This is a genomic window from Spirosoma sp. 48-14 (genome assembly GCF_001898575.1).
Lineage (GTDB): Bacteria > Bacteroidota > Bacteroidia > Cytophagales > Spirosomataceae > Spirosoma.
On record NZ_MKUD01000086.1, the window covers coordinates 249,813 to 273,843 of the forward strand.

The 24,031-nt window shown below is 49.1% G+C and carries 19 protein-coding genes; 15 read left to right on the forward strand and 4 right to left on the reverse strand.

Features of this window, described 5'->3' with window-relative positions; all coding sequences use genetic code 11:
• On the reverse strand, positions 1-1,104 hold a 1,104-nt coding region (locus BGO59_RS34770), incomplete at its 3' end, for a type IV secretory system conjugative DNA transfer family protein (protein WP_293692037.1).
• 135 nt (positions 1,105-1,239) lie between these two features.
• Between BGO59_RS34770 and BGO59_RS34775 the strand changes: the two genes are divergently transcribed.
• Together BGO59_RS34775 and BGO59_RS34780 are read left to right on the forward strand one after the other, a co-directional pair.
• Entirely contained in the window at positions 1,240-1,533 is a 294-nt protein-coding gene (locus BGO59_RS34775) for a transposase (protein ID WP_293692039.1), read from the forward strand.
• Entirely contained in the window at positions 1,530-2,426 is an 897-nt protein-coding gene (locus tag BGO59_RS34780) for an IS3 family transposase (RefSeq protein ID WP_293692041.1), read from the forward strand. Before BGO59_RS34775 ends, BGO59_RS34780 begins: the two co-directional genes overlap by 4 nt.
• A gap of 333 nt (positions 2,427-2,759) precedes the next feature.
• On the opposite strand, the gene BGO59_RS34785 is transcribed toward BGO59_RS34780, so the two are convergent.
• Positions 2,760-3,161: a hypothetical protein gene (locus BGO59_RS34785; protein WP_293692042.1), complete on the reverse strand. Its 402-nt coding sequence runs from the start codon at positions 3,159-3,161 to the stop codon at positions 2,760-2,762.
• Positions 3,162-3,326: 165 nt separating this feature from the next.
• Between BGO59_RS34785 and BGO59_RS34790 the strand changes: the two genes are divergently transcribed.
• From BGO59_RS34790 to BGO59_RS34800, 3 genes are all read left to right on the forward strand, one after another.
• The gene (locus BGO59_RS34790) at positions 3,327-3,911 is read left to right on the forward strand and encodes a hypothetical protein (RefSeq protein WP_293692044.1); all 585 of its coding nucleotides are present in this window, start codon (positions 3,327-3,329) and stop codon (positions 3,909-3,911) included.
• A gap of 263 nt (positions 3,912-4,174) precedes the next feature.
• Positions 4,175-4,543: a plasmid mobilization relaxosome protein MobC gene (mobC, locus tag BGO59_RS34795; RefSeq protein ID WP_293692046.1), complete on the forward strand. Its 369-nt coding sequence runs from the start codon at positions 4,175-4,177 to the stop codon at positions 4,541-4,543.
• Positions 4,543-5,976: a relaxase/mobilization nuclease domain-containing protein gene (locus tag BGO59_RS34800; RefSeq protein ID WP_293692048.1), complete on the forward strand. Its 1,434-nt coding sequence runs from the start codon at positions 4,543-4,545 to the stop codon at positions 5,974-5,976. Before mobC ends, BGO59_RS34800 begins: the two co-directional genes overlap by 1 nt.
• Before the next feature lie 140 nt (positions 5,977-6,116).
• Here the strand turns inward: BGO59_RS34800 and BGO59_RS34805 are convergent, their stop codons facing one another.
• Positions 6,117-7,463, reverse strand: a complete 1,347-nt coding sequence (locus BGO59_RS34805; RefSeq protein WP_293692050.1) for a site-specific integrase — start codon at positions 7,461-7,463, stop codon at positions 6,117-6,119.
• A gap of 312 nt (positions 7,464-7,775) precedes the next feature.
• On the opposite strand from BGO59_RS34805, the gene BGO59_RS34810 reads away from it, so the two are divergent.
• The gene (locus BGO59_RS34810; protein WP_293692052.1) at positions 7,776-8,345 is read left to right on the forward strand and encodes a Crp/Fnr family transcriptional regulator; all 570 of its coding nucleotides are present in this window, start codon (positions 7,776-7,778) and stop codon (positions 8,343-8,345) included.
• A 75-nt stretch (positions 8,346-8,420) separates the two neighbouring features.
• The gene (locus tag BGO59_RS34815) at positions 8,421-9,011 is read left to right on the forward strand and encodes an HD family hydrolase (RefSeq protein ID WP_293692054.1); all 591 of its coding nucleotides are present in this window, start codon (positions 8,421-8,423) and stop codon (positions 9,009-9,011) included.
• A 101-nt stretch (positions 9,012-9,112) separates the two neighbouring features.
• Here the strand turns inward: BGO59_RS34815 and BGO59_RS34820 are convergent, their stop codons facing one another.
• The gene (locus BGO59_RS34820; protein ID WP_293692056.1) at positions 9,113-11,125 is read right to left on the reverse strand and encodes a M13 family metallopeptidase; all 2,013 of its coding nucleotides are present in this window, start codon (positions 11,123-11,125) and stop codon (positions 9,113-9,115) included.
• A 173-nt stretch (positions 11,126-11,298) separates the two neighbouring features.
• On the opposite strand from BGO59_RS34820, the gene BGO59_RS34825 reads away from it, so the two are divergent.
• From BGO59_RS34825 to BGO59_RS34860, 8 genes are all read left to right on the forward strand, one after another.
• Positions 11,299-12,381 carry a Gfo/Idh/MocA family oxidoreductase gene (locus BGO59_RS34825; RefSeq protein WP_293692058.1) on the forward strand — a complete coding sequence of 361 codons (1,083 nt, stop codon included), beginning with the start codon at positions 11,299-11,301 and terminating at the stop codon, positions 12,379-12,381.
• 17 nt (positions 12,382-12,398) lie between these two features.
• Positions 12,399-13,361, forward strand: a complete 963-nt coding sequence (locus BGO59_RS34830; RefSeq protein WP_293692060.1) for an amidohydrolase — start codon at positions 12,399-12,401, stop codon at positions 13,359-13,361.
• Between the two features lie 84 nt (positions 13,362-13,445).
• Positions 13,446-14,480: an FHA domain-containing protein gene (locus BGO59_RS34835; RefSeq protein WP_293692062.1), complete on the forward strand. Its 1,035-nt coding sequence runs from the start codon at positions 13,446-13,448 to the stop codon at positions 14,478-14,480.
• 168 nt (positions 14,481-14,648) lie between these two features.
• Positions 14,649-16,106, forward strand: a complete 1,458-nt coding sequence (locus tag BGO59_RS34840) for a protein phosphatase 2C domain-containing protein (protein ID WP_293692064.1) — start codon at positions 14,649-14,651, stop codon at positions 16,104-16,106.
• Entirely contained in the window at positions 16,106-17,656 is a 1,551-nt protein-coding gene (locus tag BGO59_RS34845; RefSeq protein WP_293692066.1) for a serine/threonine-protein kinase, read from the forward strand. Before BGO59_RS34840 ends, BGO59_RS34845 begins: the two co-directional genes overlap by 1 nt.
• A gap of 7 nt (positions 17,657-17,663) precedes the next feature.
• Positions 17,664-18,953, forward strand: coding sequence for a serine/threonine-protein kinase (locus BGO59_RS34850; RefSeq protein WP_293692068.1), 1,290 nt, complete (start codon positions 17,664-17,666; stop codon positions 18,951-18,953).
• Positions 18,954-19,012: 59 nt separating this feature from the next.
• Positions 19,013-22,993: an FtsW/RodA/SpoVE family cell cycle protein gene (locus BGO59_RS34855; RefSeq protein ID WP_293692070.1), complete on the forward strand. Its 3,981-nt coding sequence runs from the start codon at positions 19,013-19,015 to the stop codon at positions 22,991-22,993.
• Positions 22,994-23,084: 91 nt separating this feature from the next.
• Positions 23,085-23,984, forward strand: coding sequence for an FHA domain-containing protein (locus tag BGO59_RS34860; RefSeq protein ID WP_293692072.1), 900 nt, complete (start codon positions 23,085-23,087; stop codon positions 23,982-23,984).
• Positions 23,985-24,031: the final 47 nt, after the last annotated feature.

Consider the following 24,031-nt stretch of genomic DNA (forward strand, 5'->3'; position numbering starts at 1 on the left):
GACGATCTCATTACCGGCGTTGCGGATGATTTCTCCATTCACCGGATCATTGTTAAGCCGCATACGAGCGACCAATTCGTCCCAATCATCACCAGCTAACCGTGCCCACCGCCAGAGCGTAGTGAGGGTTCGATCATCACCTTCCTGAGTTGTCGCAATTTGCATGATGAGGCCGGTGACGACCGAACGCGCTGTATCGGTAAAGAAGCGGTTCTTATCGTCGCGCTCGACGGGGACGAGCATTTCCGCGATCATGTGCGCATCATCGACTAAATGAATGCTGCTGGTATCGGCTAGAATATCGAGTGGGTTATAGGATTCCGCTTCACCAATATGCTCTTCGAGCAATCCCCACGGATTGAGAATGACAACCTGTCGACCACTCTCCCGCTGATACCTCGCTGTGATCGCGGCATTCTCACCTTTGGGGTCGATGATAACCCAGGAACCGGTATAACCACCCAAGCCGAGCAGATTCGGGATAATCAAATTCGTGCCTTTGCCACCCCGTGTACCGGCAACGCTCAGAATGTGGCCTTTGTCCTTGAAGACGAACCCGCCACCGATATAAATCCCTGGGCCTTGCCTGTAGGGATTTAATTCATCAGGTCTGGCAAAGCGTGCCGAGCCAAACCGGTTGCCTTCGATCAGCTCGTTGTTAACACCAATCTGCCAACGTCGGAAAATGAAAAATACGACGAGTGAAAAGAAAAGATTGAAGCTCATGAAAACAAGAAACGCATAGCCCTGCATTCCCATTAGTGATGCGACGAACCAGAGAACGAACAGAAGCCCAAACAGAACGAACCAGCCCAATATCGCCCAGACAACCATCGCAAACTTAACGATGGGCCGCAGGGGATAGAGCAGGGGGTATTCCGCCAATGGCTTCATAAAACGCAGATAGGCTTGCGTATAGCCGAATAAGGCTCCTGCCAAAGTAATAGGTGTTAGGAAGAGGCCGACTAGAAACAGAATAATTCTGTTCTGTAGCGAAGGATTGGGGGTGATATTGAAAAGCTGATTGATTTCATCAGAGGTCACACCGAACCCGTTTGTGGCTGGTTTTGGTGCGCCTACCATTTGGGGTTGGGCGGGATTCATCAAAGAGTAGGTTAAGGAGGGTAGAAACGTTGCCCAAAAACGAAAAAAGAATAACTCCCCGCAACGGGATTTTTCCCGTATTTGTGAGATGGTCTAATTTATCGGCACACTGGACTTGCTTAACTTCGCAAGACCATGCAGCAAACCAGAAAGCCCAAAACTCGGTGTAAATATGACGCTGACTTCAAAAGTGAAGTCGTTAAAATGTTGGTCAGCGGCCAGACTGTCGCCTATATCTCTAAAGCATTAGGCATTTCAGAAAATCTAATCTACCGCTGGAAGAATCAGAACCAAGGGGTAAAAAAGGCAACCTGTGAGCAAAATGAGTTAGCTCTGGAAAATCAGCAACTTAAGGATCGAGTACGGCAATTGGAAACCGAGCGCGAAATCCTAAAAAAAGCCTTGAGCATTTTCAGCCGACAGACTTGACGTTATACTATGAGCTCATTCATGCCCTGACTGATACGTTTACGGTCGAAATACTCTGCTCTGTGTTAGGCCTGAGTCGGACGGCTTACTATCGTTACCAGCGAGGGGAAAGCTACAAACCAACGGTTGAAAAGGGGAAGAAACAGCAGTTGATCGAACAAGTTTTCGCCAATCATAAGCGTCGGTATGGGAGTCGACGGGTTGTAGCTGAATTGAAGGAGCAAGGCCATGAAGTAGGACGGCATCAGGTGCGAACACTTATGAAACTAGCTGGCTTACAGCCTATTCAGCCCAAGTCGTTTGTACCACGAACGACGGATAGCACTCATGGAAAAGGCTATTGGCCTAACCTATTATTAGATCAGCCCTTACCACAGGAACCTAATTTGATTTGGGTAAGTGATATCACGTATTTGCCTTCGACCAATGGAGAATGGGCCTATTTAGGCGCTTGGCTGGATCTGTTCTCCCGGCGAATCGTAGGGTGGCGCGTCGACGATAACATGGAAGATGCCTTGGTTATTATACCTCTGCGTAACGCCTTGCAATCTCGCCAGCCTTCACCCAGCTTAATTACCCACTCAGATCGAGGAGGTCAATACGTATCGAATGAGTTGCATGAGTTGATCAACTTGTGGCATATTAGGCCCAGCATGAGCCGAGCCGACGATCCCTATGACAATGCCTTTGCGGAGTCATTCTGGAGCCGCCTAAAAGCGGAATTATTGGAAGGAGGAACGTTCTTGAGTGTGGACGATGCTCGAACCGAAATCTTCGAGTATATTGAAATGTACTACAATCGGGTGCGCAAGCATTCGTCACTGGGCTACAAAAGCCCTGAACAGTTTGAGCAGGAGTATTATACAAAACTTGCAAGTTCAGTGTGCCGCTAAACCGGACCACCTCATTGAATGGGTGTTTTTCGCACAGGAAAAGTAATTGCCCAGAAAAAAGAAAAATCGGTTTGCCTTGAAAATCAGTGCTTTCCTTGTCTTAAAGTAGGTATTGTAGGACGGACAAGCGAATTAAAAACAGCACTCCGAAATTATTTTAGCGCTATATTGATGGTCAACCCTTTTAAAGGTTGAACTCAAGATTGATAGTTTATAGCTGCTACTATTGAATGGTGTGGATAGAAACTAAAAAAGGGACCAACATTGTTAGTCCCTTTTTTTTCTAAGCAGTGCTTAGGGAAGGTATCTGATAGAGAATCTAACGAACCAAGTTTAGCTACAACTATACGTTTTGCCGCTTAAGAATTCATACGAACCCGCATTTTTATCGTACGTGATAACGAGTTTGATTTGCTTGACACCCTGCTTACAGTAGGTGAAATCTTTTCGGGCTGCCAGTGTCTTAGTGGTGGCCAGCACCCATCCTGAACTAGGCGATGTGGTCATGTTATAATAACATGCAACGGTAATGGAGCTTGTGGTCGATTTGTTCCAGACCCAACCATAGGTATATGGATAAGATACAATTCGTGTTTCAGTTGCTACATTAGCAGCCGCAATTTTTAGTGCTCCTTGAGGATCGCTAATGCGATCATCGATTGCACTTTTTTCGCAAGCCGACAAGCCGATGAAAACAAAGAAGAACGTGATTACCCAAGTAAGAAGTGCTTTCATTATCTCTTATGGTTTAGAAGTGAACTTTGTTCGATTCTAAATTAAGGCTAATTTTCAGTATTCCAAATTTTTCTTTGAGCAAAATTTTTAAGGATCTTAAAACGGATGGGGTATTACGAAGCGAGGCACATAGAGCATAACTGGCGTTCCTCTGAACGGAATATAATGCAGGATAAAAAAGGGGTTTCCGATTGTATAATGTTTCGTTATCTTCCTAAACAGATTGACAATGAACATAAGGATTCTGCTTTGTCTGCTGAACAATCTCAAAATCAGTTACCCATATCATTTAAGGCGTCAGTTCGTGATATTGTAAAAGCAATCGCTACGAATGTTGACATTCAGGGTGTTAACCTTGTCGATAGAGTACAAGATCCTGGTTTCCGTTTTACGAGCGAGGTTGACCCTGATTTTGGAACTGATTTGTCGGAAGCCTTTGCCGTACTATTAGCAAGAGCTCGCGCTCTTGCTAGCCAACTGCATTCTGAAACGGCTAAAAAGGGTGGAGCGACAAGTAGTATTTCCCGGAATGAACATGCCAATGCTTACGCAGCGAAAATGTTTGGTATGATTAGCGACTTAAAATCTGAACATGGTATTTCAACTTATCAAGCAGTAGTGGACTTGCTGAATGATAAAAAAGTTGAAACAGCCGGTGGTAAAACGACTTGGCATATAAAAACGCTGCAAAATTTAGAGAAGCGTTGGCAGAATTTAGGCTTAGTGCCGTCTAAGCCTAAACTGAAGTAAATCACTTGTTCTCGTTACCCTTCCATTCAGACACATCTGATTTCTGCTTGGCACCGGAAACATAGATAAACTCCTTACCGGCAAAAATCAGATGTCTCCTTGCTTCCTATCGTCCAAATTCCGAACGTTGTAGAAACTGAAATGGGTGAGTGTCGCAAGACGTGCTTTGTAGCTACAAAAACTCCGTAATTGTAGTTTCCAAACCGTTCTTGTAAGGGCGGGGATGCTCCCTCCCTTAACCCTCCCTGTAACCGCTACCGCGTATGGCACGACCCCAAAAGGACGATGCGGACAAACGCGAATTCACCATTCGCGTTCGCGTCACGGCATCTGAGAAACTGCGTATCTGGCAGATGGCAGCCGAGAACGGCTATACGCCCAGCGACTTCATGCGGTTACGGACGATGGCCGCTACACAACCCTTGCGGCATAAGCCGACACCCGAGCGTGAATTGATGCTCAACGTCATGGCCGAGCTTGGTAAGATCGGCAGCAACGTCAATCAGATTGCCCGTGCCCTTAATAGCCGTGATGAGACGGGGCAATTGATTGGTATCAATACGGATGAGATCAATCAGGCCATGCAAGGTTTGGATAACCTCATGGCACATGTTCTCAAACTCCTCAGCTAATGGTCATTCGAGGAGCGATACGGGGCAATGGCAAACAGCTAGCGCATTATCTTCTCTCCGGTGAAGCCAATGAACGTGTCCAGATTGTGGAAGTTGCCGGTCGCTCTAATGCAACCGACGCTTATTTGCACCAGACCTTGCAAGGTATGTCCTTAACCTCCGAACTGACCAAAAGTCAGAAAGGGCTGTATCACGCCCAGATCAATCCGGCCTATAGCGAAGACCGGAAGATGAGCGAAAAGAACTGGCTGAAAGCGGCAGACATTTTGGGTAGTGAGTTAGGGTTACAGGAGCAACGGCGCGTGATTGTCCTCCACACCAAAAAGGGTCGGACACACGCGCATGTGGTCTGGGAACGCTACGACCATAAAACGGGTAAAGTGATTTCCAACAAGTTTAGCCGGTTGGCTCAGGATCGCGCTCGTAAAGAAATGGAGCGGGTGTTTGAACAGCAGCCAACACCCCATCGGAATCAGCATCGGCCTGAACTTAAAGAAGCACTAACCAATCTGTGGAATGAAACTGGAACGGGGAAAGAGTTTGTCAAAGCCGTTCACGACAATGGGTACCTGTTAGCCGAGGGAGTCCCGCGCCATCCGTTCATGGTAGTGGATGAGAACGGACGGTCGTTCGATCTGGTGCGCCAGCTAAAAGGTGTACGGATTAAAGAGGTGCGTCAGCGTTTACGCCATGAAAAGCTAATCCCTGAAAAAGAAGCCATCGAACTGATGCGGCAAAAGCAGGATGGCAGCAGTGACGCAAATAAGGATGAACAACAGCGTGATTTAGATAAAGCGAAACGAACGGCTGGTGCTTTCTGGGATAATAAACAGGAAACGACTTTAGAGAACGCAGAGACTCAGAGTGAGAAGCGCATGAAAGATTTGGCTGAAAACTTTATTCAGTCAGGGAGGGAGTTGGCGGAAATCATAGATCAATCTGATAGCCTTGAAAAGAAAAAGAGACGGGTAGGGGAATATTTTCTGAATGCCGATGAATTGACGGGCGAAGCCGAGGAAACCGAAGTCGATGAACCTGCAACACAATTAGTAGACGATTACACAGAGACACAAGAGGAGATAACTACGAAGTCACAGAGCACAAAGAGCCGACAGAGACAGCAAAGGGTAGCGCAGCAATTTGCAGCTAACGAAGAAGACACAAGCCAACCGAGTGCAAAGCCAGATAGTAAACGGCATCAGGACATCCTGAAAGAGCTTATGCAGGCCGAGTACGAATTGGTTAATCAAAATGATAAACCACAGGAAGAAACCGTGCAGCGACAGCAGACAACCGCACGGCAATTTTTTGAAAATGAAGACTTAACGACAGCCGAAGTTGCCAACGACGAAAACGAGCTTCAACGACTGATGCAGGAGCAGAGGGCGATCCGAGAGCGCAAACAGCACAAGGTCAAAAAGCGGTCTCGCTAAAAATATGCGTGAAAAATTCGTTGAACTGGTGCCCTTATTGGTACGGGCCTAAAATTCTTGTCCAAATAAAAATCACTTACAAGGTTTACCTCATAAGTGATTCATCTGCTTTTGACTGCTCGGAAAACAGTTGCTTATCGTTAATAACTTAAAACAGTATCGAGGGCATCATCTGCCTCTTTGTGGATGAAGTTGGACTGATAGTTAAGGGTTGTCTTCAAGTCCGAGTGGCGATAGAGCTTTTGCAACATCAATGGATGAATTTTATCCCCTGCTATATTTCCGAAGGAATGCCGCGCGATGTGAGCGGACAGATTTTTTTGGATGCCACACATCCCGGCGATTTTCTTTAAATTCTTGTCAATCAGCCGTGTCGCATTCCGAGTTTTTCTGAATATATCGCGTGGATCGCCGAGGTTTGCATCTTTCAGAAACGGAAAAACGAACCCCTGATTTTCCGATCTTTTCCCAAAATAAAGTTCTAATATCTTTTGGGCTTTCTCTGGGACTTTGAGGCTTACAGGCTTTTCGTTTTTGTTCATCCTATAGTAAAGGCGGCCATCTAAAAAATCCAGCCACTTCAGTTCCACCACATCCGAAACTCGGATGCCAGCGAAATAGAAGGCAAAGAGCCAGACATTCTTGGTATCCCACAGGGATGTCTCCGGCTCCAATACTAAATCTTCGATATTGTCGATTTCGCCTGGTGTGCATCCAATTTTATTGCCGGACATAATTCTTATAATTTCATTGTCTCCGCCAAAAGGATAGTGCTTCTCATCGACTAACTTTTCCTGTATGGCCGCATTAAAAAGGGTTCGTATAAATATTAACTCGTTGGCAATGGTACGTGTGCTGTGGGCTAGGTACGCAGCACAGAACGTTTTGAAGCGGTTGAGGAAATTGACATCGATTTCCGAAAAAGCCAGTTTAGTGTTGTTTTCGAAGAATTTTAGGTGATCTTGTAGGGTGAGTGTTCCTTTTCGCCCCTGAGATATTCGCTCTTTTCGTCGGGCATTGATGCCCTCAATGATCTTTTCTCTGGAAAGTGCGGGGTTCCAGGTGATAAACTCATGAATATTATACAGGATAGAAAGCTCTGGCTGGCTAACCGAAAACGTCCCGGTTAGATGTTTGCTTTTGATCCTTTCGGATGCAAACTTGAAAAAGGATACTTTGGTATTCTTCCGGGTATATTTTTTCTTGATCTGTGCAGACGACAAATCCTCATCCAGAAGGTCGGCTCTATCAGAGATGGTTTCGACCTTGGCGAGCTCCTTGCCAAGAAAGACATTGAGCCGGGTCGATCCCTCATGCGATTTTTTTACTTTACATTTTTCGGCATCCCAATCCTTTTCGAGTATATACTTTCCAGTAAAGACATATCGGATTTTTCGATCCTTGGTTATCCGGATCGCAATAGGGAAGGTATTGTCGGTTTTTTGATCCTTTTTGTTCTTCCAAAGAACTAATTTCACGGTTGCCATACGTCTTTAGTTTATTAGTAAAGATACAAAAAAGAACGCAATCGCCTTAAACATACCTTAAACATTTTATGGTTTGAGGTGTATCAATATGGTCTTATAGTAGATAAGAAACAGCCTAATTTTGTCAGAAAAGCACTTCTTGAAATAGATCAAACCATAGTTCGTTAGGCTCATAACCCAAAGGTCGCTGGTTCGAGTCCAGCTCCCGCTACTAAAAGAGGCAAGCCGTTACAGATCAATTCTGTGACGGCTTTTTCGTTTCTTGCGACTGCTTCATAGTATTGCCATATCGCCAATAGGTTTGTCTGATTCATGGAAGAGCTCATCGCCTATTTGCTCCAGTTTGGATACCTTAACTTTCAACAGCGTGAATTAATTCTGGCTAAAGCCAAACACTGGCGCATTGCCAAAGGGGCGTATTTTGCCGAAGCTGGAAAAATTTCTACTCAGATTGGTTACGTAACCGACGGGATTTTTAGGGTTTGTTACTATGATAAACAAGGCGATAGTTTCACCCGGTACTTTGTCTATGAGAACCGATTTGTTGTCGATGTGAGTAGCTTTCGGGATGAAATTCCATCCGCCGAGTACATTGAAGCGATTACAGATTGTCAGCTTTTAGTGTTCTCCAGAGAAGACTTTATCCAGCTTTCTGCCCTTATTCCCGGCTGGCACGATATGTTCGTGAAAATTACGTCATATGTCCTGGAAAATAAGTTGAAGGTAACCAGCAATATGCTGGTGCAGGATGCTCAAAAACGATACCTGAATTTTCTTGACCATTACCCAGGGTTGGCTAATCGGGTTCCGCTTAATATGCTGGCTTCTTATTTAGGCATTACACCCTCTTCACTCAGCCGGATCCGAAAAAATATCCCGTGATTGTATTTCTTGCCAAATGGCAATTGCGTTTATCGGCTTACAGGTCAACTTTGCCTCGTCATTAAACAGAAACCGATGGAAACGACGAATCTCTTGAGGCAGATTGAGTTTATAAAGGAAGTGGACAAGCTGAAGTACATCGTTCGCAAAACGAAGCTATTCAACAGTGATCGGAATGAGAACGACGCCGAGCACAGTTGGCATCTGGCTCTTATGGCCATCGTTTTGGTCGAGCACGCTAATTTTCCGGTTGATCTGCTCAAGGTTATTAAGATGCTACTGATTCATGATCTTGTCGAAATAGACGCTGGCGATACCTTTATCTATGACACGCAAAAAAGCCATGACAATACGGCTGAGGAGCGGGAGGCTGCTAAACGGATTTTTGGCTTACTGCCCGATGAACAGGCTACTGAATTGATCACTATTTGGGAAGAGTTTGAAGAGCAGCAGACCAATGAAGCTAAGTTTGCCCGAGCGATGGACCGACTTGAGCCTCTGTTGCAGAATACCTCGAATCAGGGTGGTACCTGGACTGAATTTGGTGTGCGTTATAATCAGGTGTACGCTAAGAAGAAAGTAATTGAACAGGGGTCTACGCAAATCTGGCAATACGCTGAGCAGCTTATTAATGACAGCGTTGAGAAAGGAATCTTAAAAAAGTAAGGCAGCCGCCCTGGCTGGGCATGACATCCACTATTTTGGGCGTCATGCCCAGCCAGGATACTAGCCAATCACTGTGCAAGGATACGCAACTTGGTGGCCCATCACCAGACAGTTATCCGTTCATGCTCGGGTTTGTACATTTTGTCGCCTTCTCGCACATTAAACGCTTTGTAAAACGGAGTGAAATTCATCAGTGGCCCATTTACGCGCCATTTAGCCGGTGAATGTGGATTGGTGTTTACGTACATCCGTAGAAACTCGTCTCGTGTTTTTACCCGCCATATTCTGGCAATGGAAATAAAAAACCGTTGGTCAGGCGTAAATCCATCCAGTTTCGTTGTGTCTTTGCCTTGCTGGGTTAGTTTAAAGGCGTCATAGGCGATGGCAACTCCGGCCAGATCCGCCGTATTTTCTCCAACGGTTAGCGGGCCTTTTATAGGTACCGAATCCAGCACGGTAAATCGGTTATATTGATCAATCACCTGCTGGGTTTTCGCTTTGAATTTGGCATAGTCTGCTTTTGTCCACCAGTTTGTCACGTTACCGACTTTATCATATTGAGCACCCTGATCGTCGAACGAATGGGTTATTTCGTGACCAATGACCATACCAATGCCCCCATAATTCAGCGCATCATCGGCATTCATATCAAAGTAGGGCGATTGTAGAATGCCAGCCGGGAACACAATTTCATTGAGAGGAGGATTGTTATACGCCGTTACGGTGGGTGGTGTTGTAAGCCATTCTGTCCGGTCGACTTGCTGGCCTACTTTGGCCAGGTTATAAAGATAGTCCTGTTTATTCGCCGATAACCGGTTTTCGAAGTAAGCATCTCGTTTTACAATTACTTTTGAGTAGTCGCGCCATTTGGACGGATAGCCAATTTTTTCGCTAAAGGCGTGTAGCTTTTCTTTCGCTCGGGCTTTGGTCGAATCGCTCATCCAGTCCAGTTTGTTGATGCGGGCTTCAAAGGCTTTTTTGAGATTGTCGACCAAAGCGGTCATCCGTCGCTTGGCTTCTTCAGGGAAATACTTCTTTACGTAGATCTGCGCCAGTGCATCGCCCAAAGAACCATCGACGGCCTGGGTCATTTCTTCGGATCGGGTTTTCTTAACCGCTTGCCCAGTCAGAATTTTAGTGTAGACAAACGTGGCTTCGTCAAAGGGTTTACTTAAATATGTTGCGTAGTTGGTAAGCGCATGGGCTTTTAGGTAGATTTTCCAGGTAGGGATCGAAACGGAGCTTAACAAAGCGTTGAGCTTTTCATAATAAGCAGGTTGGCCTACGTTGACGGAGTCGGCTTTTACACCCAGGTTAGTTAACAAGCCAGTCCAGTTGAGAACAGGTTGTTTTTTAGATAAAGCAGCTACTGCCAGCTTATTGTAATTGGCATTTACATCCCGAAGTTCGATGTTGGTTCTGTGGGCGGTTGCTAATTGCTTTTCAAGATCATAGACCACCGTTGCGTTATTCCGGGCGGTCGTTGGGGCAGCGCCGGTTAATTCAAACAGACGGGTGAGGTAGTTTTTATAGCCTTGCTGAATAGCGCGTGTCGACGAGTCAGTTTTGAAATAATAGTCTCGTTCAGGTAATCCAATGCCGGTTTGGTAAAACTGGGCAATATTGACCGTGCTCTGTTTATTGTCGGGACTAACCGAAAAGCCGATGATCGACGCATTGCCAACTTTTTGTTCGTCGGCCACCAGTTTCAGTAACGACCCAGCATCCGTAATCGCATCGATACGGGTCAGAAGAGGTATTATAGGTGTATAGCCGCGTTTGTTGATCGCGACCGTGTCCATACCTGATGCATAAAAATCACCCACCTGTTGTTCGAGGCTCCCCACGGGATGCTGGCTTGCAGCCAGACTATCCAAAATTCCCTGTAATCGTATCCGTTGCGGGTAATTCAGAAAAGAATACGACCCAACACCCGTCTGACTGGGTGGTATACGGGCGGTATCATACCAGATGCCATTGGCGTACATGAAAAAATCATCTCCGGCTTTCTTCGTGGTGTCAATCCCTGTTATGACCACCCGTTTGGTATCCGAATTGTGCTTACAGGCAACTGCCAGCAGCAGTGCAATTGAGAAATATAAAAATCGTTTCATGCTCTATGTATACTGGTTGTTGTACCAGACCTGGTTTTGCCTTTGTAAGTTAATAACGATCACGACTTGATAGCGAATGTTTTCCTGGATTCCATGAGGCTGTCGGGGAAACAGGTCAAGTAGAGGTAGCGCGAAAACAACTTCTTAAGAAGTCAACCCGTTTGCCTCGACCAATGAAGTATGTATTAGCCACGGTGTTAAGTCTGCTGCTCATGACCAGCAACGCCCAATCTCCCCTCCGACTTGCCATTGCGGGTCTAAGCCATGGCCATGTAGGCTGGGTGTTTAACCGTCCCGACAAGAAAGATGTAGAACTTGTTGGTATTTACGAAACGGATCAGGCATTGGTCGATCGGTTTGTCAACCGCTACAAGTTGGATAGAAAGTTGTTTTTTACGGATATGGGTCAGATGCTCGATCAAACCAAGCCGGATGCGGTTTCGGCCTTTGGCGCTATCAGCGATCACATTACTATTGTCCGCGCCTGTGCCCCCCGAAAAGTGCATGTGATGGTCGAAAAACCGCTTGCTACGACGTTTGCCGATGCGAAGGAAATTCAACAGCTTGCCCTGAAAAATAGTATTAAGGTGTTAACCAATTTTGAAACCTCCTGGTATGCCAGCAATCAGTATATCCATGAACTCTACCAGGCCGGGAAGTTGGGGGAAATCAAGAAAGTGATGATCAACGATGGGCATGAGGGGCCTAAAGAAATTGGTGTTAGTAAGGAGTTCTTTGCGATTTTGACCGACCCGGCTAAAAATGGTGCTGGTGCTCTGGTCGACTTTGGCTGTTACGGGGCCAATCTGATGACCTGGCTGATGAACGGCCAAAAACCGCTGACTGTAACCGCCGTTACCCATCAGAATAAGCCTGATATTTACCCCAGAGTCGACGACGAGGCTACCATTGTTCTGCAATACCCGTCGGCCCAGTGCATCATTCAGGGCTCCTGGAACTGGACATTTGCCCGGAAAGACATGGAAGTATATGGCACAAAGGGGTATGCCGTTGCTGTCGATGCCACTACCATTCGGGAGCGGCTCCAGGCTAAGGAGCCTGAAGAACGCAAGAAAATCGCTCCTCGCCCTGCTCCTTTCACCGATCCGTTCTCGGTACTGGCCGATGTGGTGCAGGGTCGCCTGAAATTAGAGCCAAACGACTTATACGAGCTACCTGTTAATGTGACGGCCGTTGAGATACTGGAAGCCGCAAAACAGTCGGCAAAGTCAGGGAAGACCGTTTCGTTAAAGTAACCTGTTTTGCTCTATACATGAATCGCAGGGATTTTCTTGCTATAACGGCCGGGGCTTACAAAACCGTTGGGCTTAGCTCCTTAGTATGGGGAAATGATACGCCCATCCCTATCATTGATACCCACATTCATTTGTTCGATACGAAGCGCCCGGAAGGTGTGCCCTGGCCGACGCCCAAAGATGGTCCACTATATCAGCCAGCCCTACCCGATCGCTATCGGAAGATCGCCACACCGCTGGGTGTAGTAGGCGCCATTGTGGTGGAAGCCAGTCCCTGGGTTGACGACAACCAGTGGGTGCTTGACCGGGCCGCTCAGGATAAAATCATTGTTGGAACGGTAGGCAATCTTGAACCAGGGAAGCCAGATTTTCGCCGACAGCTCGAACGGTTCCAGCAAAATTCGCTGTTTCGTGGCATCCGGTATGGAAATCTATGGGATCGGGATTTGGCTATCCAACTGGCAAACCCTGGCTTTGTGGCCGATCTTCAGGTGTTGGCTCAAGCGGGTTTGGTGCTGGATACCGCAAACCCGAACCCGGCTTTACTGGCTGCGATCGTTCGGTTGACGGAACAAGTGCCGACCTTGCGGATCATCATCGACCATCTGCCCCAAATGATTGTTCCTACAGAAAACGCAGCCCGGAAAACCACCGAAGCTTATTTGCAGGCATTGAGCCAGCGCCCTCAGGTGTATGTGAAAATTTCGGAAGTACTGCGCCGGGTAGATGGTACGGTTCCTCGGCAAGTAAGTTATTATCGCGAGCGGCTGGATGAATTGTTTGGACTTTTTGGCGAAGACCGATTGCTCTATGGCAGCGATTGGCCCAACAGCGATCAGAGGTTGCCTTTCGATGCCGGATTGCGATTGGTACAAACGTATTTTATGAGCAAAGGCCGACGCGTGGCCGAAAAATACTTCTGGAAAAACTCGGTGAAAGCCTATCGGTGGATCAGACGCGACCCCTCGCAACCGGCCTGAATTCGGTAGTGAGACGGGAAAGAGGATGCGTCTGATTGAAGCAACTTGACGGTTATCAAAAGAAAATGATGCGTATAAGCGTTTATGGGTGTAGTAAACACCTATACACCTTCACACATGGCCGATCAGCCCAACTGGCTTCATAAATTAGGGAATCTTCTCGTTCCCTCCAGCCAGAACCAAAGCAACGCCAGCGCCACGGTAACGAATAAACGAATCCTGGGCGAGCTGGTCAATTCGTTTCAGGACTCTATAAGTCGGGAGTCGGTTGGGGCAAGCATGCTGTTCAATGCCCACTTTCTCATCATCCTGCATCCCGACACGTACGAAGAACGACAAAATGCATTCCCGGTTATTGTTGATGAAGCGGTGAAGGCTTTCAAGGCGCTTATTGAATCGCAGAAAGGGCAGTATGAACGCGTAGCGCCCGTAGCCTCTAGCTGGTTTTTTAAATTTGGAGGTGGTCGGGAGTTCAGTGGTGAAACCGTCTCACCTACGGATGTGTATGTGGTAGGAGCGCTTACGGGTATTTTGCCCGGTAATCAGCAGCGGCAATCACCGGATAAGCTGCACGTAACTCGCCGGGTGAAACAAACCAATCGCTACGAAAAAGTGGATGTGGACCTGAATACGTTTCAGCATATCGACTTTCGCGAACCGGGCGCTTTTGTTGTGAAGTTCAAATTTAAGCCAACGCCATCCACCAGCGAACGAGCCCCTATGCCGGGATCAGCGACCCGAAATGCACCAAACTTACCACGTAGCCTCGCTTCCGGACTGGCTGAGATCACGTATTACATAGCTGAGCTAAACAAGGAAGATGCGTACCTGATGCGTGACCGGGAGATTGTAATCGCTCGGAAAGAACCCGAAAATCAGCATTTCCCGAACTATCTGCTTCTCGAATCGGCCTACGTGTCGAACCCCCACGCCCGTATTCGGTACGACGATGCAACCCAAACTTTTCACATTGCGTCGTTCAGTCGGAATGAAACCCGTGTGAACGAACAGCTTATTCCCCGCAGCGAACCCGCTAGTCCACAATGGTACACCCTGCCCGATAAGGCTCAGATTCTGCTGAACAGTATGGTCACGCTAAACTTCCAACGGACGACCTAAGATGATCGATGCACTGATTGTTTTCGCCCTGCTTTTGTTTGTCGGTTTGCTGATCTGGAAACATTTTCAGGATTTACCTCGATAATATATCTGACAGGATTTACAGGATTTCCTGAGAGAAAGACAATCCTGTAAATCCTGTCAGATAAAAAAGCCTTGCACCGCTGAATGAATTCAATCGTATTTACCGGCAGAACCGATGTAGGCCGACGCCGAACCGATAATCAGGATGCTTTTCTGTGCGCAACGATCTGGGCAGAAACCAGTGCATTATTGGCGGTTATCGATGGGGTTGGTGGGTATGCCGGGGGCGACCGGGCTGCGGCTATTGCCAGGGAGTCGATAGAACAGTACATGGCTGCTCCTAACGGCAATCCCTTATCGATGTTGCGTGAAGCAGTCGTCTTTGCCAATAATCAGATTTATAGAGAGCGACAACAGGAGCTTCGGCTGGCAAATATGTGTTGTGTGCTGACTACGGCCATAGCGGATAGCCAGTCGAGTAAATTGTATTTTGTTCATGTGGGCGATACGCGCCTATATCGGTATCGCCAGGGCATTCTCGAAAAACTTACTTACGATCACTCACTGGTTGGCGTTCGGGAAGATGCCCAGGAACTGACCGAAGCCGAAGCCATGCAACACCCGCGCCGGAACGAAATTTTACGGGATGTTGGCTCCGCCATGCACCGGGTCGATGATCCTGACTTTCTGGAGTCGGGCGAAACGGATTTTCTGCCGGGCGATCAGTTGCTGCTCTGTAGCGATGGTCTTACTGACCTGGTCACGCAGGCCCAGATTAAAGCTGTTCTGGAGCAAAAACAGTCTTTGGATGAACAAACAGCCGAATTGGTTCGATTAGCCAATCAGCAGGGAGGGAGCGACAACATTACTGTCGTGCTGGCTAAGAATAACGGGGGAATTGATGAGCCTGCTGCGAATAAGGATGCCAATAAGGGTACTCAGGCGTCGACGTTGAAACAGCCTGGCGTAGTAGTTGCCGCTGTTGCGGATACGCCAACGTCTGCTAGTTCGAAGCCAGGCCGGAAGCGATCTGTAGGCTTTTTAGTCCTGGTTGGCCTGATTGTGATCAGTCTGATTACTGCCATTGTGTGGTATCAGAATCAGCCATCCGGCCAGTCTGATTCCGCAGCGGCCGATTCGGTGTTAACTACCAATCGTCAACCGTCTGATTCATCTGTAGTGGTGAAGCCCGACGGACGACTGGATTCATTGGTGCAAATGGCCTATCGAAGTAAAGAGCATCGGTTGATTTTGTCGGCTGATACGTTCCGGCTTAGTAAACCCCTGTTGGTAACCGATTCGTTACAAGGTATACTGGGCGGCAATCGACCAGCAGTGCTGCTCCCTGCCGATTCTACCAAGGCTCTGCTGGCTTTACAGATTGTTCGATCTGGAAAGGTTCAGTTGGAAAATATTATCATTAGCGGGTTTAAAACGGGGATAGAAGTAACCCAGGGCACCCGGTTACAGTTATCCAATGTATCCTTTCAAAACGTTGAACTGCCTGTTCGGGCGGCTATTCGGCAAGAAAATTTCCGCAAGGCCGTCATCACATTGTCGGTAGAAAATCAGCCTGATTCAACCAAAACACGACACCAGTAATGTCCACGATTCGATTTGACACACGGTTTCCGGGTTATGAAGTGCTGAGCGAATTAGGACGCAGCAATGCCCGTATCCTGAAAGCGCGTCACCTGGCAACCGGCGATTTGGTAGCAATTAAGCACTTTGCGCTCAATACCGATGCTGAAACGCTCCGTCGGTTTGAGCGGGAATCGGCTATTATGTCCAGTATCGCCCATCCTAATATCGTAAAGGTGCGGGAGGTGCGTTTGGAAGCGGAGTTACCTTATCTGGTCATGGAGTTGATTGAAGGGGGAAGTCTCGATCAACTCATTGCCAGTCGGGGCTCGCTGGATACGTCGACGGCTAGCCGGTTGGGTTTGCAAATGGCCAGTGCGTTTAAGGCGATTCATCCGCAGGGTATCGTTCATCGGGATATTAAGCCGGAAAATATTCTGTATCGTCCGCTGCCAAGTGGAGAACTGCATTTCCTGTTGACGGATTTTGGCGTGGCCCGCCTGCACGAGCAGTCGAATACACTGACTGGCCAGTCGCTGATGACCTACGAATATGCTTCTCCCGAGCAGTTCAACGATCCACGAAGTGTGGGGGCGGCAACGGATTATTATTCCCTGGGTGTGGTTTTGTACGAGTGCCTGCATGGAAGCGTACCGTTTGCTCTGGACGATCATACAGGTATTGTGACGTTCATGAATAAAGTACTGACGGAAGCTCCTCCCGCCCTGACAATTTCGTCGAACGACCAGACCCTTAGCCCATTTGCTGACTTACTGCGGGGCTTGTTGCAAAAGAAAGCCGCTGATCGACTGAGCGATCCTGACGAATTGACCTGGCTACTCAAACAGGCTGAACTAACCTGGTTACAGGCGAATCGTACCCATCAGGTCCGAACCTCAGCAGAGCCTATAAAGTCTGCAACGCTCAGGGAGCCTGAAAAGAATAAGGATACCTCAGCAAACGTAGCCCCGCTGGAAGCCAGGCCGATACAGAATCCTCGTTCTCGTAATCCGATGTCCGGCAGTCTGAAATGGGCCGCTTTGGCAATCGCTATTTTTCTAGGCATCGTTGGCTTATACCTTACCGTTCTCAAACCTAGATCCGGTACACGCACAACGCTCGTTGATACGCCCATTACCCACACGGATTCGACTGAAGTATCTGACCGTAGCGAAGAAACGGAGCGCCAGCAACGGGAGGCAGAGGAAGCCGTTCGGAGAGAACAACTTCGGCAGGAAGCCCAGGCCGCAGCTGATGGGCTGACTGTTAAGGCGAATGACTACCGGGTTGGCTTTTTCGGCGGCATCAAAAACGTGCAGCTTCAACTGAGCAACCCAAGCCAGGTCACGTTCTCATCGGTTGTCGTTAAGGTGAACTATTACAAGGATAACGGAGGGCTGTATAAGTCAGAAAAGGTGTCTTTCAACAATGTCGGACCCAATTCATCGGCCATTCAGAGCGCACCGAATAGCGATCGGGGGACCAAGCTTACCTACAAAATTGTGGAGCATCGGTTTGCCCCTCCGCTTGATTCCCTAATGCAGACCGCTTCATCAGACTCGATCCACTAATTGACCCATGCCAACAACTGTCAGTGTCAATACGCATTTTCCGGGTTACGAAATCATAGGCGAGCTAGGCCGATCGAACGCCCGCGTGCTGAAGGCGCGTCATCTGGCAACGGGCGATCTGGTGGCGATTAAGCACTTTACCGTCAATACCGATGCCGATACCCTCCGGCGGTTTCGACTCGAATCGCAGTTGATGACCGACATCCAGCATCCAAACGTCGTGCGTGTGCGCGAAGTGCAGCTGGATATGCCTATGCCATTTATTGTGATGGAATGGGTTGAGGGCGGGAACTTACGCACCCTGCTTGGCGAACAGGGATATCTGGACATACCCAATACCATTCGTCTGGGGCTCCAAATGGCCGAAGCCTTTAAAGCGATTCATCCGCGCGGTATTATTCACCGCGACATCAAACCCGAAAATATCCTCTTTCGCTCGCTGCCTTCGGGGGAAATTCATTTTCTGCTGACCGATTTTGGCGTGGCCCGCCTGCGGGAACAGTCGCAAACGATGACGGGCCAATCGTTGATGACCTACGAATATGCGTCGCCGGAGCAGTTCGATAATCCACGGGGTGTCGATGAGGCTACCGATTACTATTCGCTGGGCGTAGTATTGTATGAATGCCTGTCGGGCAAAGTCCCCTTTTCGATGACGGATAGTACGGGCATTGCGCGGTTTATGGGCGAAGTGCTTCGTTCAACACCCCCCGCGTTGCGGTTGCCATCCGGGCAAAACGTGCCCCCAAGTCTGGATACGATTCTGGAATGGATACTGGCCAAAAGCCCAGCCAGACGACTGCATGACGTGAACGAGCTTATATTCCTACTGAAGCAGGCCCAGGTTGAACAGACCCAGACCAGCCGATTGTCGGCTCAGCAACCATCGGTTCCGTCGCGTACGATGGCTGCTCATGTACCGATGTCCCAATCGGTGGCACCAGTCGAACCAGTCGCTGATGTGGAACCCTATATCCGTACCAACCGATGGCTGAACGGACTGATCTTTTTTATGGTCACCCTACTCATTGGGTTAGCGGTGCTGTACAAAAATTATCTGGACGATGCCAAAACCAAAATCCATATCGTAGCCGATTCAACACGCATGACGACGGACTCATCGGATACGGATGTAGTCGAAGGTGATACCACATCAGCGTCATCCGAGTCCCCGATAGAGACTATTACTGATTCGACCAACACAGAAACTCCGCCAGAAACAGTGCCTGAACCACCCGCCAACGTACCCGATTCATCGAACGTAGTCGTTGACTCAGCCGCAGCGTTTAACGAATAACCTTTCAACCTTGCTCGGCCAATTAAGAAAAGGGCAAAAAAGGGTATGACTACCAAACTATGAATATATCCTCTGGTCATTCTGGCCGTTACTATTTGCTGGGCGTATCGGTTATGTTGCTACTGCTAGTTGGACGGTTGTATATGAACTTGCTTCCCACGCTTAATCAGGCGAAGGGGGCTCTTGCCAGTGGTCGGGCCTTAACGCTCCATTCCGGGCTGAAATCGGCGTCTGTCCAGCGACTTCTCAACACGGGTAATTACTACAGTGATCCGAAAGACCGGGCGCTGGTTGCCGATTCGCTGGTCGCTAAACTTCGACAACAGGGGTCGCCCGAAAATCTGGGGGCCTTAAATAAGCGGCAGTTTTCGGTACTGGCACCCGTCGCGTGGCGAGGGCGAATGGGCGGAGTCGATTTCCAGAGCCGATTGCAGGTGTCCCGCCAGCAAATGGGCTTCGATTCAGTTCTGTACGTTCGCGAACTAAACAACCCAAAACCCTACCCAGCTTCGGTTAGTGCAGGAAACGGCACGGAAGCGATAACGGGTCAGGTTATTCGGGATGAACAGCCAATGGCCGATGTGTTGGTTCAGTTAAAGCGACATCCGGCCACGGCCCAACCCGATACCCTTCCAGACCGATTCATCTATGCCCGAACGGATGCCGATGGCCGATTTTCCTTCACGGGCTTGACCAACGGTGCGGGCTACAGTGTTGTGCCTTTGAAGCCTGGTTTTGAGTTTGGAAGCCGGCGAGGAACGAGCCATCTGACGAGCGACCAGAGCTTCACATTTGCAGCACGTCGGCATCAACTACGGCTAATTGGCTCAACCGTTTACGGGCAACTTAAAACAGATCATGCCTTCACCGTTCGAACCCCAGCGGCTTTTACCTTACAATTCTGGGCAATTGTTGGCCTGTTCCTGCTGGTTTTCTGGCTCGTTCAGGGCTTCTGGGACATCCGCCGTTTCCACCCCGACCCTTTGTTATTAGCCATTCTGATGTTGCTGACGGGTATATCGGTAGTAACGCTACTAGCTATTCAGGACCCGTTGCAGGATATGCTGTATGCCTGGCAAACCGTGCAGGGAGTTGCGGCTGGACTGCTGGGTATGACCATTGTATCTCAACTGCCTGTTGGTCGCTTGTATGCAGATTGGCGCTACGACTGGCTGTTTACTTTTCGGAATCGGGATGCCGTGCGGCTTTCTGGCTGGACCTGGCTGGTACTTGCTGTCGGTCTGGCAGTCTTGACTTTACTGGTTGGTTCGGGACCGGAAGGGAGCGGTGTACGGGTAAATCTGTCTATACTGGGGCTGACGTTTCAACCCAGCGAAATCACCAAATACCTGCTGTTGCTCTTTTTTGCGGGTTTCTTTGCTGCCCATGAGCAGCAGATTCGACAATTGCCCGATCTGCGCTGGCGATTTGGGGTAAGTTTCGGCGCTCTGGCTGGCGCAGGAGCACTGATGCTGCTCTACCTGTTGCTGGGCGATATGGGCCCCGCCCTGGTCGTTTGCTTTACGTTCCTGTTATTTTATAGTATCGCCAGGGGAAATCTGCCCCTCACGCTGGCAACGGGGCTAGGGTATGGGTTGGCACTCTGGTTATTGCCCGGTTGGCTGGCTACTATACTCAGTTTTGTTGGGCTGATCGGGTATATGTACTGGCGGGGCGATGCCCGTTCCCAAACCGGACTTGGCTGGGCCGCATTGTTGGCCGAAGCGCCGATACTACTTTTACTCGTAATGGCCATGTTTGCCTTTGGCGATCAGTTGCCGTTTGTTGGGAACCGTCTGGCCGATCGAAAAGCTATGTGGCTAAGTCCCTGGGATAATGATGTTTATGGGGGCGACCATCTGGCGCACAGTTTCTGGGCCTTGGCATCCGGCGGCTGGACGGGGCAAGGCTTAGGAAAAGGATTTGCCAGTGCCATGCCAGCCGCTCATACGGATATGATACTCCCCAGTGTGGGCGAAGAACTGGGTGGATTGGGCGTAGTGGCTGTTTTTCTGCTGATGGGTATTCTAGTGCACCGGATCTTGCTACACGCCCGGCGGGCTGGTCAGCCGTTTAGCTTTTTCCTGGTGGCGGGTATCGCGCTGGCAACGGGCGTTCAGTTTTTGATCATTGCGGGCGGTTCCATTGGCTTACTGCCTTTAACGGGTATCAGTGTGCCTTTTATAAGCTACGGCAAAATATCGCTCATTATCAATTTGATAGCTATGGGGGTTGTGTTTAGTGTGGCAACTAGACCGGGGCAGTCTGAACAGCGCCAATACCTGGAGAAACACTATGATGTCGTCCTGATGGCGGGTATTGCTGGTTTTCTGCTGGGTGTGCTGGTGCTGATTGGTCGCCTGTTGCCCATCATAGGCTGGCGGGGTAACGAGTATATTGTGCGGCCCGCCCGTGTCGTTACCCGCAACGGTGATCCTGTGTATAGTTACAATCCCCGAATCGAGCGGTTAACCCGCGTACTGGCTGCGGGTACTGTCTACGACCGGAATGGGTTGGTGCTGGCAACCAGCTCGCCCGAACGGGTTACCCAACAACTGGCCCGGCTTCGGCAGATCGGCCTGAAAACCGATCAGCTTCAAACGCTCATACAAAAACGGCAGCAGCGGTATTACCCCTTTGGAGAGCACCTGTTTTTCTGGACGGGGGATTTAAATACGCAACTCTTCTGGGGGCAAAGTAATGGATATTATGCCGAAGCAACCCACTTCAGCGAGTTACGGGGTTTCAACAGCCGTCCTCGAAAAACAACGCTGGTTACGACCGATTACAGGGCCGACCGCTTTAGTCCAGTCGTTCAACAGGCGCGGACACTAACCGTTTATGACTACAGCGAACTAGCCCCAGCTTTACGGGCAGGGATCGATAGCCGGGAAGTGGCCGATCGCAAAGCAAAAAATCGCGACATTCATCTGAGTATCAACGCAGGATTGCAGGTGGCACTACAACAGGGACTGGCGCAGTCGGACTATAAAGACAAACGCCTGTCAGTGGTGGTACTGGACGCTGGTTCGGGCGATGTACTGGCATCGGCAGTTCATCCGCTACCCGCCCTGAAAACACCCGATGTGCTGCTGTTGTCGGATCGGGATCGGCTGAAACTCACGTATCTGGTCACCGAACGGGATTTGGGCATGACCTATCCGACAGCTCCCGGTTCAACAGCTAAAATCCTGACTGCCATGGCCGCCTTTAACAAACTGGGATCATCGGCCTCGGCTATTCGCTATCCGATTTCGTGCGAGGAAATTATTCGACGCGGGGCGCGGGAATCGGAACCCTGTGGAGAACTGGTGGATATGCGGAAGGCAATCGTTCGGTCGAGCAACGTCTATTTTATCCGAACCGCGAATGACAACGCGCTGGATACTGAACTGGCTGATCTCTATTTAGCCACAGGGATGAACGTCGATCTGGTTGGTGGCTACTCCTTTTTGGATACCCATACCGATGCGGAACGGGTTCAGATACGCCAGCATTGGCGGGATTCATCGTTTGTCGTACGTCGGAAGTTGTATCAGAGTACGCAATATCCAAGACGTTACCGAAGTGAGTTTTCTGGGCTGGCCTGGGGGCAGGGACAGTTGACTGCAACGCCCGCATCAATGGCTCGCATGGCCGGAGCTATTGCCAACAACGGTGTTTTACAGCCTTCGCGCTATGTACTGGACCGGGCCGGAAAAACCGAGCCAATAACCAGCGGCAAGCCCGTAGCCCGACAGCCTGGTTATGCCGAACAATTAAAAGAATTCATGATTGAGCAATCAAACCCACCGTCGGGACGTAGTAAGATAAGTATCGCGCGGGTAGCGGGTAAAACAGGCACGCCCGAACGGGTTGTGCAGGGCGTACAGGTCAACGATGGCTGGTATGTGTTTTTTGCTCCCACGCCTGACGGACGCTCGAACACAGTTGTGGCAGTACGGATCGAATTAGGACAATCTTCAGCCGATGCCGTCAGTTTAGCGAATACCGTAGTGGCTCCTATTTTAAAAGAGCGTAACTATTTGGGAAGTTTTTAACGTAATGCGGGTGGAAAGCCGCAACCTGTAAATAGCCATACAACCTGGTCTACGGCTGCACGGGTTTCCAGCCGCGTTACACCAATTCATTATGAGCCTGATAGAAAAAGTCAAAAATTTATTTGGGTTTACCCCAGCTGAGCAGCAACCGACTACAGTGGCTTCTAATGTCCCTGCTGAGGCTGGACAGCCAAATCCTGGCCCGTTAAAAGCAGTACCAGCGGGGCCTCCACCAGCAGCTCTGTTACGGGAGCAGGTTATGCGGTTTATAATCGGTAAACTTCGGGCCTATCAGAATGAGCCCGACACCGCTCCTGTAGGCTTGCGATTGGCTGTTTTATGCACAGATACTGAGGACGAAGACTTATACCGGGTCGTTCTGTGGGCGAACCAACCGGGAAAGTTTCAGGCTGAATTGGCTCGTCAACTGGCCGATCATTACATTACGCTTCCTAAAAACTGGCAGTTCGAATTCGCCTTTTTTATGGACCAATTGCCCGACACTACATATCGGGAAGGCAATCTGGGTTTGGTCGTTGTCGATCGCGCGAAGCCCGAAAGCGCCACTCTTCGGGCGAGAGTAGTTGCTCTGGTGGGGCAGATGGAGCAAGCGGAATACATACTTGATTCAACCCAGCAGACCACGTTCTGCATTGGCCGTGGGCATACAACCCAAACGGCATCGGGGCGGGTCCGAACCAATGATATTGTTATATTGAATGACGACGATCCAGGATTTGACCCCCAAAAAGGCGCTGGCAATGGGGCCGTTAGTCGGGCGCATGCGACAATTCGCTTTGATATGATTCAAAAACGTTATGCACTGCTGGTCGATCCAGGTGGGCTGCCTTCCGGGGGAAATAAAACGAAGATCATTCACCCGAACGATACCATCGAACGGGCCGATATTTCAGGCATGAGTTACCCTCTACAAAGTGGCGACCAGATTGAGCTTGGGGGTGAAGTGATGCTCTTGTTTGAGCTTCTGTAAAGCGGCTCACTATGGGTTAGAGTAGGCTCAAGTAAATCATTCTATGT